Genomic DNA, 15,159 nt, shown 5'->3' with positions numbered 1-15,159 from the left:
TCCGGCGCGTACGGCGACGTGTTACGCCGACCCCGTCGACGTGGGCCCGTGCGTCGTCGACGACACCACCGCCGGGTCGTCGTGCAGACCCAGGACGCCGAGGGCGCTGAGGGCGTCTCCTCCACCACGGTGTTCGCGCCGATGGCCACGGTCGCCCCGCCGTCCAGCCTGGTCACCCTGCCGTGGACCGGCCGCACCGCCAAGGTGCTCGCCGTCAGCGTGATGGAGGACCACGGGCTCGGCCTGCCCGAGCACGTCGAGCTGTCCCTGGAGTGACCCATGGCCGACGAGTTCCGCCTCGACTGGGACGGCGACAAGGTGCTCGCGCTGATGTCTGACGCCTCCTTCGACGGCTCCGAGCTGGCCGCCGAGCATCTGCTCCAGGTGTCCAGTGGCCTCGCCCGCACGAGGAGGGCGACCTGGAGCGGTCCGGTGAGGTCAGCTCCGACCGGGCGTCTGGCCTGGTCGCGGTCAGCTTTGACCGGTTCCTACGCCGTTCGTCAGCACGAGGACATGACCCTGCGGCACGACGACGGGCGGCAGGCGAAGTACCTGGAGGAGCCGATGGGCACCGAGCGCGACGTGAATGCTGGCGCTGATCGCGAAGGCCGCCGGCAAGCCCCTGGGCGGCCCCTGATGGCGGCCGGTGACGGCTGGACCTCACGACTCCTCACCGGCCTCGCCCTGCACCTCCAGGCCGCCGGTATCGGCACCTGGCGGGACAGCGGCATCTACCAGGCCAACGAGGTCGGCATCACCATCCGCGGTATCCCCACCAGTCCGGACCGGATCATCACGCTCGCCCCGTACGTCGTCGCCTCCCCGCCGGGGCTGGCCGACTACACCCAGGGCGTCCAGATCCGCGTGCGCGGCACCCGGGATCCCAGGGTGGCCGAGGACCTGGGCGACAGCGTCTTTGACGCGCTCGACAGCGCTCACGGCCTGGTCTGGGGCGAAATCCCGATCGTGCAGGTGTACCGGCAGTCGTACACCGCGCTCGGCGCCGACGCGAACGGCCGGTGGGAAAGCAGCCACAAACTACTACGTCGAGGCCATGCGCCCGACCAGCAACCGCACGACTGAGGAGAGGACCGTCATGGCGACGACCCCACCACCCGCGTGACCGCCCTCGCCCGGCGGATGCGCGTCGACATCGACACCGCCACCTACCCGGCCAGCCAGTACCAGCAGCTCATCGGATCGAGGAGCTGAAGCTCATCGAGGAGCTACGCACCGAGTCCGACGAGACCTACGAGGACGACGGCGCGGCCCGGGAGGCCGTCACCGGCTACAACTGGCGCATCGAGGCGAAGATCAAGCACTCGACGAACGCGGCCGGCACCAGCATCGACAGCGTCCACGCCTTCCTCCGGAACCGCTTCAACGCGGCGAAGGCCAGCAACGTGGCGTCGGCGGAGTTCGGGGTCCGCTGGTACGACCGCAACGGACTGGCCGGCGACAGCTTCGAGGGCCGGGCGTACGTGAAGGCGTGGCCCACGACGGCGCGGCACCGGTGCCCTCGACACGGTCAGCGTGGTCATCCAGGCCAAGGCCCGCTGACCCCGATCACCAACCCGGCCGCCAGCGCCGTGCCGGCCGTGACCGGACTCAACCCGGCGGCGGACCCACGGCCGGCGGCAACTGGTCAACATCTACGGCTCGAAGTTCACCGGCGTGACCGGTGCGACCGGGTCAAGTTCGGGGCGAACAACGCCACCAACTACACGCTGGTCAGCGACACCCACATCGTGGCCACGGCCCCGGCCGGTGCTGCCGGCACCGTCCAGGTGACCGTGACGACCCCGGCGGCACCAGCCCGAACGCGCCCGCCGACGACTACACGTACGCCTGATGGGTGCGAAGTTCGGCGACCTGGACGACTACTGGTCACCCGGGTTGACGCTGACGGTACGCGGCAAGGAGTACACCTTGCCGCTGCCGTCGGCAGAGCTGGGACTGTGGTGCCGCCGCGTCGCCGCCGTCGCCGGGAAGTCAACGCCGCCACTGGCACCGACGAGATTCAGGCCGCGGTCGCTGCGGTCGAGGCGCTCCCCGAGCTGCCGGCGGAGGAACATCACCTTGCAGGAGCGGGTCCTGGGCGACGTCTACCAGCAGATGGTGGCCGACCGGGTGCCGGACCCGTACATCCAGTTCTGCGGGCGACTGCCTACCTGTGGATCATCGCGGGCGAGGAGGCGGCGCAGCGGTACTGGACGTCCGGTGGCCGCCCGGAAGCACCGGGCCGGCGAACCGTCAGGAGCGCCGGCCAGTGGCCGGAAGACCGTACGGACGGGCCGCCGCGACGCCGCCAGCGGCCTCTACGAGTGGTACGACTACCCGGAAGAGGTCCGGCAGGAGCAGGACGCGGACCGGGTCTCGTGGGCGGACATCCTGAGCCGGTGGGCGCTCGTCGAGGCTGACCTGCACGACGTATACGGCGTTGACGTCGAGGACCGAGCCCTGTTGCGGACCCGATCCTGGCGGTGGCTCGACGTCCGGATCTCCGGTCTGCTGGCGGCGGACACCCGGCTGCACGGGCGTTCGCGCCCGTCCCGAGACGCCGGTCAGTAGCTGGACAGAGGTGCTTACGCACCACCTCGTTGATCTTCTTCGCCTTCGCCTCGCCGAACCCGTTCGGCTGGTCCGGTGAGGTGAACCGCGTGTTGGCGAACATGATCACCTTGGCTTCGTCGTTCGGCCAGTCCTTGATGGTGCGGCACTGGTCCCGGCCCGGTCGATGATCCGGTCTGGGTCCTTGTCTCCGACGATGTCCGGGTCGATCTTCCGTAGCGCGGCCAGGTAGGCGTCAGCGGTCTTCTGGTCCGGCTTCGGCGGGATGCCGGCAGCCTCCAGCGCCTTCTCGACCGCCTCGGAGCTGATCGCGCCGGCGTGGTTGGAGTCGCCTCCGGGTCTCCTCGCTGCTACCGCAGCCGCCAACGCGATCGCCGCAACGACGGCGACCGCTACGTGCCGTGCTCTCACTCATGCTCCTGTGACGGGTGGACAACCGCGCACGGTACCGCCGGTGACGGCCCGAACGGTCCTTGATCCGACAGTGGAGGTGATCTCGTGGCGCTCAAGCTGGTGAGCTGGTCGCGTACCTGCGCGCTGACGACACGCCCTCGACCGTGGCATCAAGTCCGCCAAGCAGAAGCTCCAGCAGGCCGGTGAGTCGATCCGCCAGCAGGGCCCGCTCATCGGCGCGGCCTCGCCGCCGGCATCGGTGCCGGCTCCTCCAGGGCCTGGAACTGGACAAGGCCAGGGCGAGGCTGGCCGCGCAGGTCGGTGACCCGGCCTGCCAAGCAGCTCGGCGAGGTCGCCGGCAACGTCTACGGCGAGGCTTCGGCGAGTCGGCGCCGAGGCGATGCAGGCCGTGCAGGCGTGGCGTCCGCGAAGCTCGTACCCGAGGGCGATGCGAAGGCGATCGAGGACCTCACGGTCAAGGTGCAGGCGTACGCCACCGCGTGGGCACCGACGTGGCCGAGGCCACGCAGTAGTGTCCACGCTGATCGGGTCCGGGCTGGCCGACAACGCCACCCAGGCACTGGACCTGATCACCGTCGCCAGCGGGAAGGTGCCGGCTGCCTCCGGAGGACTTCCTCGAGGCTGGGACGAGTACGGCCAGTTCTTTCGCACCTCGGCTTCGACGGGTCGCAGGCGTTCGCGCTGCTGGTGGAAGCCAGCTCCAAGGGCAAGTACGGCATCGACAAGGCGGGACGCGATCAAGGAGTTCACGCTCCGGGCGACCGACATGTCGGCCATTCCGTCGGGCGTACAAGGCGATCGGCCTGGACGCCGAGACCATGTCCAACCAGATCCTGAAGGGCGGCGATACGCGCAGGCCGCTTCCAGAAGATCGTGTCCGGGCTGCTGTCGATCAAGGATCGACGGCGCAAGCAACACCGCCATCGCCTGTTCGGCACCCGCTCGAGGACCTGAACGTCCAGGACATCCCGAGTTCTTCGCACATGAAGTCGCGGGGACGGGCTGGTGATGTCGCCGGGCTGCCGACAAGGCGGCCAAGCCTCGAGCAGAGCGCTCGCAGAAGCTGAGGCGTTCAAAGGCAAGCCCAGAGTGCCTTGGTCGAGAAGCTTGCGAGCCATCCGATGATCGAGAAGACCTTCGGCTGGTTGCAGCGCAACTCCGGCTGGTGGGTCCGTGGCGACTGGGCTCGGCATCCTCGCCGGCATCATCGGCCTGTCGTGCTCGGCACCAAGCTCTGGGCCGCCGCTCAGATCGCACTCAACGTCGCCATGATGCTCAACCGTCGGCCTGATCATCCTGGCCGTCATCGGCTTATCGCCTGTCGTCGGCCTGTGATGAAATTCGAGGCTTCCGGAACTTCTGGATCGGGGCCTGGGAGATCATCAGAGCGCGCACTGGCCGTGTGGGACTTCCTGGTCGCGCCTTCCAAACCTGTGGGCCGTCTTCTCCGCTTCTGGACCGGGTGGGCAGGTTCTTCGCCGGACTGTGGAACGGCATCGTTGACGGGTGAATCCGCCTGGGCTGATCACCGACAAGTTCGATCAGGTCGTCACTTCCTCAGTGGCTACCGGGCCGGATCGAGCGAAGGCGCGCGGCATGTTCGATGGGATCAAGATGCATTCCGCAGCGCCCTGAACTGGATGATCGGCAAGTGGAACAACTTCAGCCTGACCCTCGTGGCGGGTCGGTGCTGGGCATGGCATCCCAGTGTCACCCTCTCCACCCGAACATCCGTACTCGCTGAGGCGGTCACATCTGCGCGCCGGCACGGCCGTGGTGGTGAGCGCGGTCCGGAGCTGGTGCACCTCGGCCGCGGGGACCGTCAGCCGCTCGCCGACGGCGGCGGGCGACCGCCGTATCGGGTGCTGCGGCTCATCGTCGCCACCCCGACGGCCGGCAGATCAAGACGAGCTGATCGACGCCGCATCACTGCGTGGCAGTCGGTGGCCGCTACCTGGGCATGAGCACGACGACGTAGCGCGGAGGGGCAGTGGCGGACCCGACTATCAGCGTGCGCGTGGGCCTGGACATGACCGGACGATCCGGCCTGGTCTACACGGACATCACGGACCGGGTGCACTACGGCGACGGCGGCCAGGCCGTGAGGTCACGATCGGCCGCAGGACGAGACTGCGGAATCAGGCCACCGAGATGGGCTGGGCGCTGAAGAACGGCGACAACTGTTCACGCCGAGGAATCGGCCAGCCCGTACTACGGCGGTGGAGCAAGGCCGGCGGTGCAGATCGCGAGACGGTCGGCGGGTGGAGTATCTCCTCGGCACGGCTACTCGAGATCCCGGACATGCCGATCGTGGATTCGCGCAGCTCGCAGCCGGTGCGGGTGACGGCGGTGGATCGGCTGGGCCGCTGGAGTCGGCGCCGGCCTTCGAGGGCACCCTCGCCGAGCACATCCGGGCGCACGGAGGCAGCTCGTCGAGTGGTTCCCGTTGTCGGATAGCCTCGGATGCCGTACCTGTCCATCCCACCGGCACACCACGGAGCGGGTCCCGTTCGGCTGGTCCAGCGCCCAGGTGCTCGCGGATCCGGACGACTGCTCCGGCAGCAGACACGGAAGGCCGCCGGGTGACGACCAGCGGTACGCCAGGTGGAGCGGTCGGGGATGTCGACGGCTCTCGGCCTTCGCCGACGCGACCTCGTGGCGCGCTGCCACTGACGGTGTCGGCAACGGACACCATCGCCGTGTCGGTGTGGGCGCGGCTGGGCGAGTACGAGATGGCTCCCACGTCCGAGGAACCCGCCGGATTCCTGGTCAGCTGCGCGGAACAACGGGCCACGTCCTGCGGATTACCGCCGACAGATCAGCATGTCGGCCGGACCTGTTCTACGCGGGCAGCACCGTGGACCCGGGCGTCGGCAGCGTCGTCGCCGATCGGACGTCGGCCGCCGTACGATTCGACCTGTGGAGGCTGGTCACCGCCCGCTTCAACCTGGCGACCGGCTTGCACGAACTGTGGGTCGGCGCGGACGCGACCGCGTCGCAGACCTTCACCACCCCGGGCGCGCAGTCGTACACCCTCCTTGAGATCGGGACCGGCTGGTCTGGCGCGCTGGCCCACGTGCAGGTGCGGTAGGCCCGGACGCGACCACGATGACCCGGGCGGACCACCTGGCCCAGCACGCCCACGGCTACCGGGGCCTGGAACGGCAGACGGTGGCCGAGCGGTGGTCACCTGGCTGGGTACGCGGGCATCCCCGCGTCCGAGGTGGACGCCCGGCCGCAGCGAGCACCCGCTACAGCGGGCCGGCTGGCGGAGTGAGCCCCGCAGCCGCGCTGAAGACCGCCGCCCAGGGCGGCCAGGACACCCTGATCACCGCCGGGACGGCCGGATCACCCTGATCCCCCGCGTCCAGCGGTACAACAGCCGGTCGCGCTGGCCATCCCGTGGGGTGGATCAGCCGGCGGCACCTTCGGTACCGGCCTGACCGGCCGGTTACCGACGTGACCGTGACCATCGCCGGCGGGGGAAGCGTGCGCCGGTCTGACCGGTCCGGGCAGCGCGGTACGGGGTCACCGGGCAGCCGTACGAGCTGTCCAGCGCGATCGCCGACGACGCCGCCAACCTCGCGTCCTGGGCGCTGGCCGCGCACGGGGAGCGCGGACACGGTGCCCGTCGATCCGGATCAACATGCTGCGGCGGACCGTCGCCGAGCGGCAGCAACTGCTGTCGCTGCGGGTGGGTGACCGGATCGAGCTGACCGGCATGCGCCGGGGAGCCCGGAGACGTGCCGCACCTGATCGTGCAGGGCATCCGGCACACCATCGGCCCCGGCCGGGTGCGGGTCATCGAGTTCAACACGTCGCCGCTGCTGGGCCGTCGCCGGGCGTACCACGGCCTGCCCGGTCGTCGGCGACATGGTGGCGAATCCGCGATCGTCGCTACTGAAAGGAGACACCGTGCCGTCGTACCCGAAACCAAACCCGCGTGGGCCAACGGCATCGACGCGCTCAACAGTACGAATTGAACGCGTACGTCCGCGATCCGTTGCGTTTTTTGATGCGGAAGCCAGCGGCGAAAGTGCGGCAGTCCGTCACTCAGTCGTTCACGTCCGGCACGTGGACGGCGGTGCTGTTCGGCGTCGAGGACTTCGATACGATCTGGACGGGATTGGCGGGCACTCGACGTCGAGCAGCACCAGCAGATATACCGCTCGCTACCGGGCCTGTATCTGTGCGGGGCGGCATTAGCTGGGCCAACAACACGACGGGCAGGCGCGGCGTGCGCTGGGCGGTCAACGGCTCCAGCGTCCTCGGTACGAGGTGTTGATCCAGTCCACCGCCGGAGCCAACGTGAACTCGGTGGTGGCCGCACGACGCTCATATACCTCGACATCGGTGATTACGTTGAGTTGTACGCGATGCAGGACTCCGGTGCAGCGCTCGAACGGCGGTCACCGCCGACACCAGCCGGCGATGAGCGTCACTGGGATCGGATGGTGCGTCATGACCATGTGGTACCTGCGGATCAGGACGCCCACCGGCGACGAGATCCACCTGTACGAGATGGCATCGCCGTCGACCCGAACCCGTTGTCGAGCAGCACCTGGACCGCATCCGGGCCGAGCTCGGCATCCCGAGGGCTGGATCGACGCCGGATGGGACATCAGCCTGCTCGACGCGCCACTGCACCGAAACTGTTGGAAATCGCGATCCTGCACCCGCTGGAGACGCCGTGAAGGTCCAGAATCCCCTTCAAGCAGGGGCGCAATGCCTACGACGACCGCGACGGTCAGAAGTTCGGCATCGCGATCACGCCACCGACAACACCGCCACGGCCGAGCGGAGGCGTCCTACGCCACCCGCCGCACCGACGGTGTCGGCTCGCCTTCTACGTCGACGGGGACTCGGTCGTCCAGTCGCTGGACACCCGGTCGCGGCGCCGGCCATGCCGGGTCGAGCACCGGCAACGAGAACGGCATCTCGGTGGAGATCACTGGCCGGGTGTCGGCCAGCCGGCAGTGGTGGCTGGCCAACGTGGCGTGGGACCGCCTGGCCGAGGTGCTGCGGTGGTCTGCCGGGAGTACGACATCGCACCCCGCCGGGCCACCGTGGCCGAAATGAAGGCCAACCCCAAGGTACGGGCCTTCTACGGGCACAACGACATGCGGCTGGCCTGGGGCGGCACCAGCCACACCGACCCCGTCCCAACTTCCCCTGGGACCACCTGCTGGACAGGTCAAGCGCGCCATGAACGGAGATGAGATGGAACTGACCGACCCGATCAAAGCTGGTCACAGGCAAGGGCGTGGCATACAGCTCACCCACCACCACCGTGGCCGGCGTGCTGTCGAGCACCAACTACTACGTTCTCCAGACCCGGAACTCGGTCCTGGCTGAGCTGGCGGACGCGCGGGTTCGCGAAGAGGCGATCCTTTGCCGCGGTGACCGGCGGCAGCCAGGCGAAGGTGCTCGAGGCGATCCAGGCGCAGGGCGAGCAGACGCGCCGGCAGCTCGCCGAGCAGGCAGCAACCGAGGCCGCCGCGACGCCGAGCTGCGCGCGCTCGTCGAGCAGGGCCAGGACGGCACCCTCGACGCCACGGAGGTGCTCCGACGGATGGGCGAGTTGCTCGCCACCGCCGGCCAGGGCCAGGCACGTGAGTGACGCCACAGCAAACGCGCGTGCCGTGGCTGCGGGACATCACCTGTCTCGTCGCCGGGGTGGCAGGTTCGCCCACTCCCTGGTGACCGGGGCGGGATGGCCTCCGCTGCTGGTCAGCGCCGCACTGATGGCCGGGCCGGGCGTCCTGCGCCTCTGGCTGGCTGGGTATACCCAGGGCACCGGATTGTCGTCCGCGCCGGGCTCGCCGGAGCCGCCGCCGCCCTCGCCGTTGCCGTCGTCCGCGCCGTCGGCGGGTGATCCCCGGTGAGCCCGCATCGACGACCGGTACCGCTCTGGTACGCGTTGCTCGCAATCCTCGTGTCCACGCTGGCGGTGGCGGGGACAGGCATCTGGTACACCCATCACGCCCAGGAGGAGGCGGATCACCGGTGGTGTGAGCTGCTGACCGTTGCTGTCGGACCGCAGCCCGCCGCCGGAGACGGACCGGGGCCGGCGCATCGCCCAGGAAATCGGCGAGCTCCGCTCGTCCCTCGGCTGCCCGCCCTGACCTGACCATCCCCTGCCCGGACCGCGCGGTCCGGGCCTCGTCGTACCTGGAGGTACACCGTGACGCAGCGCAGCTCTACCCCGGCCCCGATGGAGAAGAAGGTGAAAGCGTCGGCCGCATGGTCGTACCTGCTCGCCCTGGCGGGCCTGGCCATCGTCAACGGCACCACGGACACGACCCTGATCACGGACCTGCCGGACACCGTCGAAATCTTCGTTGCGCCGCTGGTGCCGGCGCTGGCGGCGGGATCGGCGGGTACCTGGCGCGGCACACGCCGCGTCCGGACCTCGGCCAGCCCTGACCGGCGTACCGACCAACATCAACGGCCCCGCTCTCCGTGATGGGGAGGGCGGGGCCGTGTTTTGTCATGTCCGAGGAGTGATCTTTTGTAGGTTTTCTCCAAAGGTTCTAGTGCGGTTTGGTGCCTGCCGACAACGCGCTGCCCCCATGTTGTCCGGCAAGGTCATGCGTATGCAGAAGGCCCAGCCGGGCAGGTAAAGGGCGACTCTGCATGTACCCCCACCGAACCCGCGAAAGGCCCAAAAAGATGCTGTACGACAACTACTTCGCTACAGGTAGGCGTCTCTTCGTTCTCGGCTTGGCGGTGCTGGCGACCGTCACCGCATTGTCTTGCATGTACATCTACTACTACCTCCGCTTCGTTGCCGAGTTCGTCCAAACGAATCCCGTGGGCGCGAAGGAGCTAGCGGCGCTGGTAGCAGGAGCCGTGCCGGCGACGGTCGCTCCCTTCCTGGCAGTGGGCGTCATGCTGAAGATGGGCGTGACAGCAATTCTCAGGGCACGTAACGACAACGCAGCCAAGCGGCAGGATGATGACACGAAAGCAGGCGGCCGTAGCTCAAGGCGTCGCCGGCCGTCGGCTGGTGGCCGGAGAAGTTCCCCAGAGGGACGTTGACTTCCCTTCGGAGCCGCCCGACCAATGCCAATGGCCCCGCTCTCCCGGGTGGAATAGCGGGGCCGTTTCGTCGTGTGAGTGGATCACCCCCGCGTGTGCGGAGAACACGGTCTCGACCCGACCTGCAATCCGATCGCGAACGGATCAACCCCGCGTGTGCGGGGAACACCTTCCTGACCTGGATAGCTAAAGATCAAATAACAAGTTTCTCTTCACTTTAACGTGAGTAGCCCCGCCTTTAGCGAACAGGACGGGCACTTTGCTGTCCGGGCCCGGACGTCGGTGGCCTGCTGTTCTCGGCGCCCCACCGCCCGCAGGTGTGGCCGGCGCCGATCGGAGTGGCCGCGTCGACGTGGTGAGCGTGCCGGGCGGGGGCCGGTCCGTCCAGCGGGTCCGGTCTGCCTGTGGACAGCGGGGCGTCCTGTGGATAACCGCCTGATCATGGGCGGGACGTGGTATGAGCGAGCGCCCCGCCACCGGTCAGGTGGCGGGGCGCTCTCGCGTCTCCGGGCTGGCTACGACACCTGCTCCCGGGCGGCGCGTGCGTCCCGGATCCTCCTCTTGGCGGTCGCCTCGCTGACCTTGAAGTCCGCCATCAGCGTGGCGACGATCTCGGAGTAGGCGACGCCCCGGTACTCCAGGCGGTCGACCACGTCCTCGATCGCCTCCTCCTCGTCCTCGGCCGGCTCGTCGTCGTCTAGGGCGACGTCGACCGCCTCGTCGACGTGCTCGACGATGCCCTCGATGACCCGGACCCGCTTGCCGCCGATGGTGGCGATCCGCCCCCACCAGCCGGTGTCACGCTCGGTGTCAGCGGTGTCAGACACCGTCCTGGCCTGCGTAGTGTCACTGACACCCCGCCTGCCTGGTGGGGTAGGGGAGGGGTTCGCGCGTCGCTCTCGGGCCTCCTGAACACGGTGGTGCACGGAGATGATCACGTAGAAGGCGGCGACCGCGGCGAACAGAGCGATTGGTCCGCCCCAGCCCCGCTCCGGCTCCTGGGCGGCGGCGAGGATCGTGGTGGTCAGCATCAGGCAGCTCCGAACAGAAGGCCCGGAATCGGGGCGACGAGACTGGTGACGATGGAGACGAGCGACCGGGTGACGTCGCCGATCAGCCCGCCGGGCAGGTCGGACATCATCCCGAGGATGATGGCGACGATCCACATCTTGGTGTTGAGCCGGTAGAGCGGGGACTGGGGCCAGGTCAGGGTGGCGAACCGGCCAAGCTTCTTACCGGTCTTGACCGGCAGCATGCACCCGATCGTGTAGACCCAGAGCAGGCCGATGAGCACGCCCAGGATGGCGTTCACCGAGGCCCCGGCGATGTAGGCGCCACCGGTGGAGTCGAGCAGGCTCTGGATGAGCCCGCCGGCGGCGGCGACCGTCGCCTGGTCGGCCGGCGACTGGTCGAAGCCCTCGCGGATCGCGGGCACGGCCATCACGAAGGCCAGCCGATCCCGGAGGCTGTTCGGTCCGATCGACATGTAGTCGACGACCAGGGCGAGCAGCAGCAGGATGGCGACCGCCGTGGGGGACATGGTGCGGGCGAGTTCCACGTCAGGCCCCCGACCAGTCGAGGACGAGCGCGCCGGTGACCGCGTCACGCACCTCGAGGCGGGGTGCGCTCATCGGCTCGTGGGCGGCGAGGGCGGCCCGGGTGAGCGCCTGGAGGTGCCGGTCGAGGATGCCCTCGTAGCCGGGAAGCGTCAGGTCGAGGGTGACGATGAAGATGCGCTTGTGCAGCACTTCGTACGCGCCGTCGAAGATGTGCAGCCGGTACCGCTGCGGCGGGGCCGGGTCGGTCATGATGGAGGTCCTGCCTCTCTCTGTGGGAGGTCGGGCCCGGGGCGGCGGAACTGCTTTGGTCGGTGAGACCGCCGCCCCGGGGCGTCATCGGGTGGTGATGCGGGGCGTCGCGCCGACGGCGGCCAGCTCGTCGGCGCGGCGGACGAGGTCGTCGTCGGTGCCAGCGGGCAGGGTCACCCGTCGGCCGGCGAGCGCGCGGGCCCGGCTGTCGGCCGGAACCTGGGCGGTGATGCGTCGCATCGGTCAGCCCTCCCGGCTCGGGTCGGTGGCGGCGATGCGGTCCAGCTCGGCGGCGAGGTGCGGCAGGCCGGCCTCGCGGATGTTCTGCCGGACCTCGGCGTGCCGCTGCGGGTTGCCGCGGGCGGCGAGGAGCTCGCGCTCCAGGCGGGCGATGTCGGACGTCGGCATGGTCAGTTCTCCTTCGTGGCCGGCGCGTGGTCGCGCTTCCAGTTGTTGGCGTAGGACTTGCTGACGCCGGCCATGGTCGCCAGTTCGGCACCGGACGGCGGGTGGCCGTGGTCGGCCACGAAGGCGGCGTACGCGGCGGCCGTACGGTCGGCCTCGCTGCCGGCCGTGGTCGACTTCGTGACCGTCTTCGTGGTCGCCTTCCGGGTGGTCTTCGTGGTCGGCGCGTGGTCGGTCCGGGCGACCACGGTGCGGCGTCGCGTGGCCGGCTTCGTGGCCGCCACGGTGGTCGACTCCGAGGCGACCGCCGTGGTCGGGACGGGCGCGGCCGTGGTCGACAGCGCCCGGCGCTCCGGAGCGACCACGGCCGGAACCGGGCGCGCGGTCGTGGCCGGCCACCGGGTGAGGGCATGGTCGGCCATAGCCACCCGGGCAATACCTGGAGACAGAGCCTGACGGGCGGTGGCCATCTGCTGCTCGAGCTGCCGGCAGAGCTGGATGCCCGGGTCAGATTCGTCGACCACGGTCGCCTTGATCGGTGGCCGCTTGCCGAAGTCGCGCTGCGGGTCGGTGGCGTCCAGGACCAGCCGCCGCCACGCCGCGAACGTCGGCCACGGAGCCAGGGCGAGCCGGACCATCCGGGGGTAGACGATGGCCACCGGCCCCGGCTGGCCACGACGGCGCAGCACCTGCCGGCGCACCTCACCCAACAGGACCTCGAAGGCGAACATCGCGGCCACGGCGACGCCGGCCGCGAGGATCACGGTCTGCTCGTCACCGTCTGACCGCCGCCATGCCGCGCTGGCGTTGCTGGCCGCGCTGGCACCGATGGCCACGGCGGTGATGAGTCGGGCGTAGACCGCCGGCCTGGCGTCGAGGCTCGCGGCGAAGGCGACGGCGGCCATGGCCACCGCCATGCCGTCGAGGGTGAGCGGCAGGAGTTCGGGCGTCTGGAAGCCGAGGCTCTTCGCGAGGTGGGTCTGCTCCTCGTAGGACCAGACGGCGCCGCACACCCAGACGCCGGCGATCAGCAAGAGGGCGATGACGGTGGGGGCTCCGACCGTGGTGGTGCGGGTGGCCGCCCCGGTGGGGGCATCGGTCGCGGTGCTCATGGCGTCCGAGGCTACCTATGTGCTGTCTATAAGTCTAGACGAAACTCTGTTACTTTCTGTGGGCCAGCGTCCAGACAGAAGATGCAGACAAGGGCGGTACCGTGATCGCCATGTCCCCACCCCGACAGCAGCCCCGGTACCGGCAGATCGCCGACGACCTGCGCCGTCGCATCGAGTCCGGGATGCTCCCTGCCGGAGCCCCGCTGCCCACCGAGGTGGAGCTGATGCAGGAGTGGGACGTCGCCCGCGGCACAGTGCGTGAGGCCATCGGCCTGCTCCGCGCGGAGGGCCTGATTTCGACCGCACGTCACCGGGGGTCGCACGTGCGTCCGCGTTGGCCGGTGCGCCGGCTCGGTCCGGAGCGGTACCGCGTGGAGGTCGAGCAGCGCGACGGCACCCCGGACGGCCCGGCGACGAGCTTCACCGCCGACCAGCGGATTGGCTGGGACGCGTTCTCGATGGACAAGGACTTCGCGGAGGTCGGCGCCGACGAGCGCCTCGCCGAGCTGCTCCAGGTCGACGTCGGCACGCCGCTGCTCCGCCGCCACTTTGTCTTCCGCAGCCACGGCGTGCCTCAGCAGATCAGCACCTCGTACTTGCTGCTGGATATGGTGGCCGGGACGCCGGTGGCTGATCCGGATCGGGAGCCCTGGCCCGGGGGCAACACCGCGCAGCTCGCGTCGCTGGGCGTTCGGCTGACCCGGATCATCGAGCGGCCCCGCACCCGGATGCCGAGCGAGGAGGAGGCGCGGATCCTGGCCATCGGCGACCGAGTGCCGGTCATGACGATCACCCGGATCAGCTTGGCCGGGGATCGTCCGGTCGAGACCGCGCTGGAGATTGTGTTACCGGGTGACCGGGTCGAGTTGGAGTACGTGATCGACCTGTAGCCCACGCAGAGTTCCGCCCCCGGCCGTGCTCGGTCCGGGGGCGGCGGTGTGCCTGGGGTCAGTTCTTCCGAATCAAGATGACGGCGGCCGTGGCGTTGTCGGGGGCCTCGTCCGGGTCGGTACGCGGCAAGCCCGTGCCGGCGTCCACCAGCGCGTCGGCGAGAGCCTGGGCGTCATCGGCGTGGCGCTCGACCAGCTCGGCGATCTGCTCGTCGGACAGCGGCTTGTGCACGCCGTCGCTCGTCAGGACGATCAGGTCGACGTCAGCGGCCTCCCCGCGCAGCGGCGTCCACGAGATCGTGCTGATGGTCGCGTAGACCAGGCCGTTGAGCACGTAGTCGTCGAGCGCGGCGACGACCTTGTCGCCGTGGTCGGCGAGGGCTGCGCGGTCCATCGCGGTGAGGCCGGGGTTGCGCATCATGTGCGCAACGTGCTGCCCGGCGGTCTGGTCCACGGTCCACCGCCGTAGTCCGGCTGCCGCCGACCACGTCCATACCGCGCAGTCGCCCACGTGGGCGATCTCGATGCGCCCGCCCGGCTCGATCGAGGCGACTGCGGCCACGGCGTTGGGGCTGCGCGGGTAGTCCGGGTAGGTGTCGGCGGCGGCCATGATGCCGGCCTGGGCGCCGCGGTGGGAGGCGACGATCGCGGCGGTGCCGGCGGCACGACGTGCTGCGGCGACGACGGCCGGACTGGAGCCGATGCCGTCGATGACCGCGGCGGCCACGCCGAGGGGATTCCCGACGACGCTCGCCGCGTCGGCGTTTGCGTCGCGGCCGCCGATGCGGCTCGCGCTGGCCAGCGTAACCGCAAGGGTTCCGCACTGCTGGGTGGTGATCACTGGTCCTCCAGGGGTGACGTTGAGGCGATACGGTGACGGCTCCGGAACCGCCCGGTTCCGGAGCCGTCGCGGTGCTG

The 15,159-nt window shown here is 69.7% G+C and carries 19 protein-coding genes and 4 pseudogenes; 14 read left to right on the top strand and 9 right to left on the bottom strand.

Features of this window, described 5'->3' with window-relative positions; genetic code table 11:
- The 7 genes and pseudogenes from GA0074692_RS32915 to GA0074692_RS37075 form a co-directional block, all read left to right on the top strand.
- Window positions 1–276 (top strand): hypothetical protein (locus GA0074692_RS32915; protein WP_218106738.1); only part of this gene is annotated, 276 nt, incomplete at its 5' end.
- 3 nt (window positions 277–279) lie between these two features.
- Window positions 280–637: pseudogene (locus GA0074692_RS32910) on the top strand (hypothetical protein).
- Entirely contained in the window at window positions 637–1,083 is a 447-nt protein-coding gene (locus GA0074692_RS32905) for a minor capsid protein (RefSeq protein WP_245730573.1), read from the top strand. Before GA0074692_RS32910 ends, GA0074692_RS32905 begins: the two are co-directional and overlap by 1 nt.
- A gap of 116 nt (window positions 1,084–1,199) precedes the next feature.
- Window positions 1,200–1,751 (top strand): annotated as a pseudogene (locus GA0074692_RS37090) (phage tail tube protein); the annotation flags it as partial.
- 100 nt (window positions 1,752–1,851) lie between these two features.
- Window positions 1,852–2,193 (top strand): annotated as a pseudogene (locus tag GA0074692_RS37085) (DUF7426 family protein); the annotation flags it as partial.
- A complete protein-coding gene (locus GA0074692_RS37080) occupies window positions 2,154–2,420 on the top strand; it encodes a DUF7426 family protein (protein ID WP_425413414.1) in 267 nt (88 codons plus the stop codon). The pseudogene GA0074692_RS37085 and the gene GA0074692_RS37080, both read left to right, overlap by 40 nt.
- Window positions 2,389–2,570, top strand: a pseudogene (locus GA0074692_RS37075) (hypothetical protein); the annotation flags it as partial. The gene GA0074692_RS37080 and the pseudogene GA0074692_RS37075, both read left to right, overlap by 32 nt.
- A 106-nt stretch (window positions 2,571–2,676) precedes the next feature.
- Here the strand turns inward: GA0074692_RS37075 and GA0074692_RS34415 are convergent.
- Window positions 2,677–2,982, bottom strand: a complete 306-nt coding sequence (locus GA0074692_RS34415; RefSeq protein ID WP_141725468.1) for a hypothetical protein — start codon at window positions 2,980–2,982, stop codon at window positions 2,677–2,679.
- A gap of 1,124 nt (window positions 2,983–4,106) precedes the next feature.
- Here GA0074692_RS34415 and GA0074692_RS34410 point away from each other — a divergent pair.
- The 4 genes from GA0074692_RS34410 (at window position 4,107) to GA0074692_RS32875 (ending at window position 6,968) form a co-directional block, all read left to right on the top strand.
- Window positions 4,107–4,949 carry a hypothetical protein gene (locus GA0074692_RS34410; protein WP_141725467.1) on the top strand — a complete coding sequence of 281 codons (843 nt, stop codon included), beginning with the start codon at window positions 4,107–4,109 and terminating at the stop codon, window positions 4,947–4,949.
- Window positions 4,950–5,842: 893 nt separating this feature from the next.
- Window positions 5,843–6,076 (top strand): hypothetical protein, encoded by a 234-nt coding sequence (locus tag GA0074692_RS32885; RefSeq protein WP_091652201.1) that lies wholly within the window; start codon window positions 5,843–5,845, stop codon window positions 6,074–6,076.
- 17 nt (window positions 6,077–6,093) lie between these two features.
- Entirely contained in the window at window positions 6,094–6,342 is a 249-nt protein-coding gene (locus GA0074692_RS32880) for a hypothetical protein (RefSeq protein WP_091652197.1), read from the top strand.
- Between the two features lie 386 nt (window positions 6,343–6,728).
- Window positions 6,729–6,968, top strand: coding sequence for a hypothetical protein (locus GA0074692_RS32875; RefSeq protein ID WP_091652193.1), 240 nt, complete (start codon window positions 6,729–6,731; stop codon window positions 6,966–6,968).
- A 1,292-nt stretch (window positions 6,969–8,260) separates the two neighbouring features.
- Here the strand turns inward: GA0074692_RS32875 and GA0074692_RS32865 are convergent.
- On the bottom strand, window positions 8,261–8,611 hold the full coding sequence (locus GA0074692_RS32865) for a hypothetical protein (protein WP_091652187.1): 351 nt from the start codon (window positions 8,609–8,611) through the stop codon (window positions 8,261–8,263).
- A gap of 588 nt (window positions 8,612–9,199) precedes the next feature.
- Here GA0074692_RS32865 and GA0074692_RS32860 point away from each other — a divergent pair.
- Window positions 9,200–9,451, top strand: a complete 252-nt coding sequence (locus GA0074692_RS32860) for a hypothetical protein (protein WP_218106737.1) — start codon at window positions 9,200–9,202, stop codon at window positions 9,449–9,451.
- Window positions 9,452–9,657: 206 nt separating this feature from the next.
- On the top strand, window positions 9,658–10,026 hold the full coding sequence (locus tag GA0074692_RS34405) for a hypothetical protein (RefSeq protein ID WP_141725466.1): 369 nt from the start codon (window positions 9,658–9,660) through the stop codon (window positions 10,024–10,026).
- Window positions 10,027–10,541: 515 nt separating this feature from the next.
- Here GA0074692_RS34405 and GA0074692_RS35130 read toward each other — a convergent pair.
- The 6 genes from GA0074692_RS35130 to GA0074692_RS32840 form a co-directional block, all read right to left on the bottom strand.
- Window positions 10,542–11,057, bottom strand: coding sequence for a hypothetical protein (locus tag GA0074692_RS35130; RefSeq protein ID WP_091652183.1), 516 nt, complete (start codon window positions 11,055–11,057; stop codon window positions 10,542–10,544).
- Window positions 11,057–11,584, bottom strand: coding sequence for a hypothetical protein (locus GA0074692_RS32850; protein ID WP_091652178.1), 528 nt, complete (start codon window positions 11,582–11,584; stop codon window positions 11,057–11,059). Before GA0074692_RS32850 ends, GA0074692_RS35130 begins: the two co-directional genes overlap by 1 nt.
- Window position 11,585: 1 nt before the next feature.
- Window positions 11,586–11,834, bottom strand: coding sequence for a hypothetical protein (locus GA0074692_RS32845; protein WP_091652175.1), 249 nt, complete (start codon window positions 11,832–11,834; stop codon window positions 11,586–11,588).
- Between the two features lie 84 nt (window positions 11,835–11,918).
- A complete protein-coding gene (locus tag GA0074692_RS35125; protein WP_176738647.1) occupies window positions 11,919–12,074 on the bottom strand; it encodes a hypothetical protein in 156 nt (51 codons plus the stop codon).
- Between the two features lie 3 nt (window positions 12,075–12,077).
- Window positions 12,078–12,242: a hypothetical protein gene (locus tag GA0074692_RS35120; RefSeq protein WP_176738646.1), complete on the bottom strand. Its 165-nt coding sequence runs from the start codon at window positions 12,240–12,242 to the stop codon at window positions 12,078–12,080.
- Window positions 12,243–12,244: 2 nt separating this feature from the next.
- On the bottom strand, window positions 12,245–13,351 hold the full coding sequence (locus GA0074692_RS32840; RefSeq protein ID WP_091652171.1) for a DUF2637 domain-containing protein: 1,107 nt from the start codon (window positions 13,349–13,351) through the stop codon (window positions 12,245–12,247).
- A 110-nt stretch (window positions 13,352–13,461) separates the two neighbouring features.
- On the opposite strand from GA0074692_RS32840, the gene GA0074692_RS32835 reads away from it, so the two are divergent.
- Window positions 13,462–14,241 (top strand): GntR family transcriptional regulator, encoded by a 780-nt coding sequence (locus GA0074692_RS32835; protein WP_091654506.1) that lies wholly within the window; start codon window positions 13,462–13,464, stop codon window positions 14,239–14,241.
- Between the two features lie 58 nt (window positions 14,242–14,299).
- Here the strand turns inward: GA0074692_RS32835 and GA0074692_RS32830 are convergent, their stop codons facing one another.
- Complete coding sequence (locus tag GA0074692_RS32830; protein WP_091652169.1) at window positions 14,300–15,082, bottom strand: hypothetical protein; 783 nt, start codon at window positions 15,080–15,082, stop codon at window positions 14,300–14,302.
- Window positions 15,083–15,159 lie beyond the last annotated feature (77 nt).

The organism is Micromonospora pallida, assembly GCF_900090325.1.
In the GTDB taxonomy this organism is placed as follows: Bacteria; Actinomycetota; Actinomycetes; order Mycobacteriales; family Micromonosporaceae; genus Micromonospora; species Micromonospora pallida.
The sequence above is the reverse complement of the archived record's forward strand: the minus strand, read 5'-3'. Positions and strand labels throughout refer to the sequence as shown.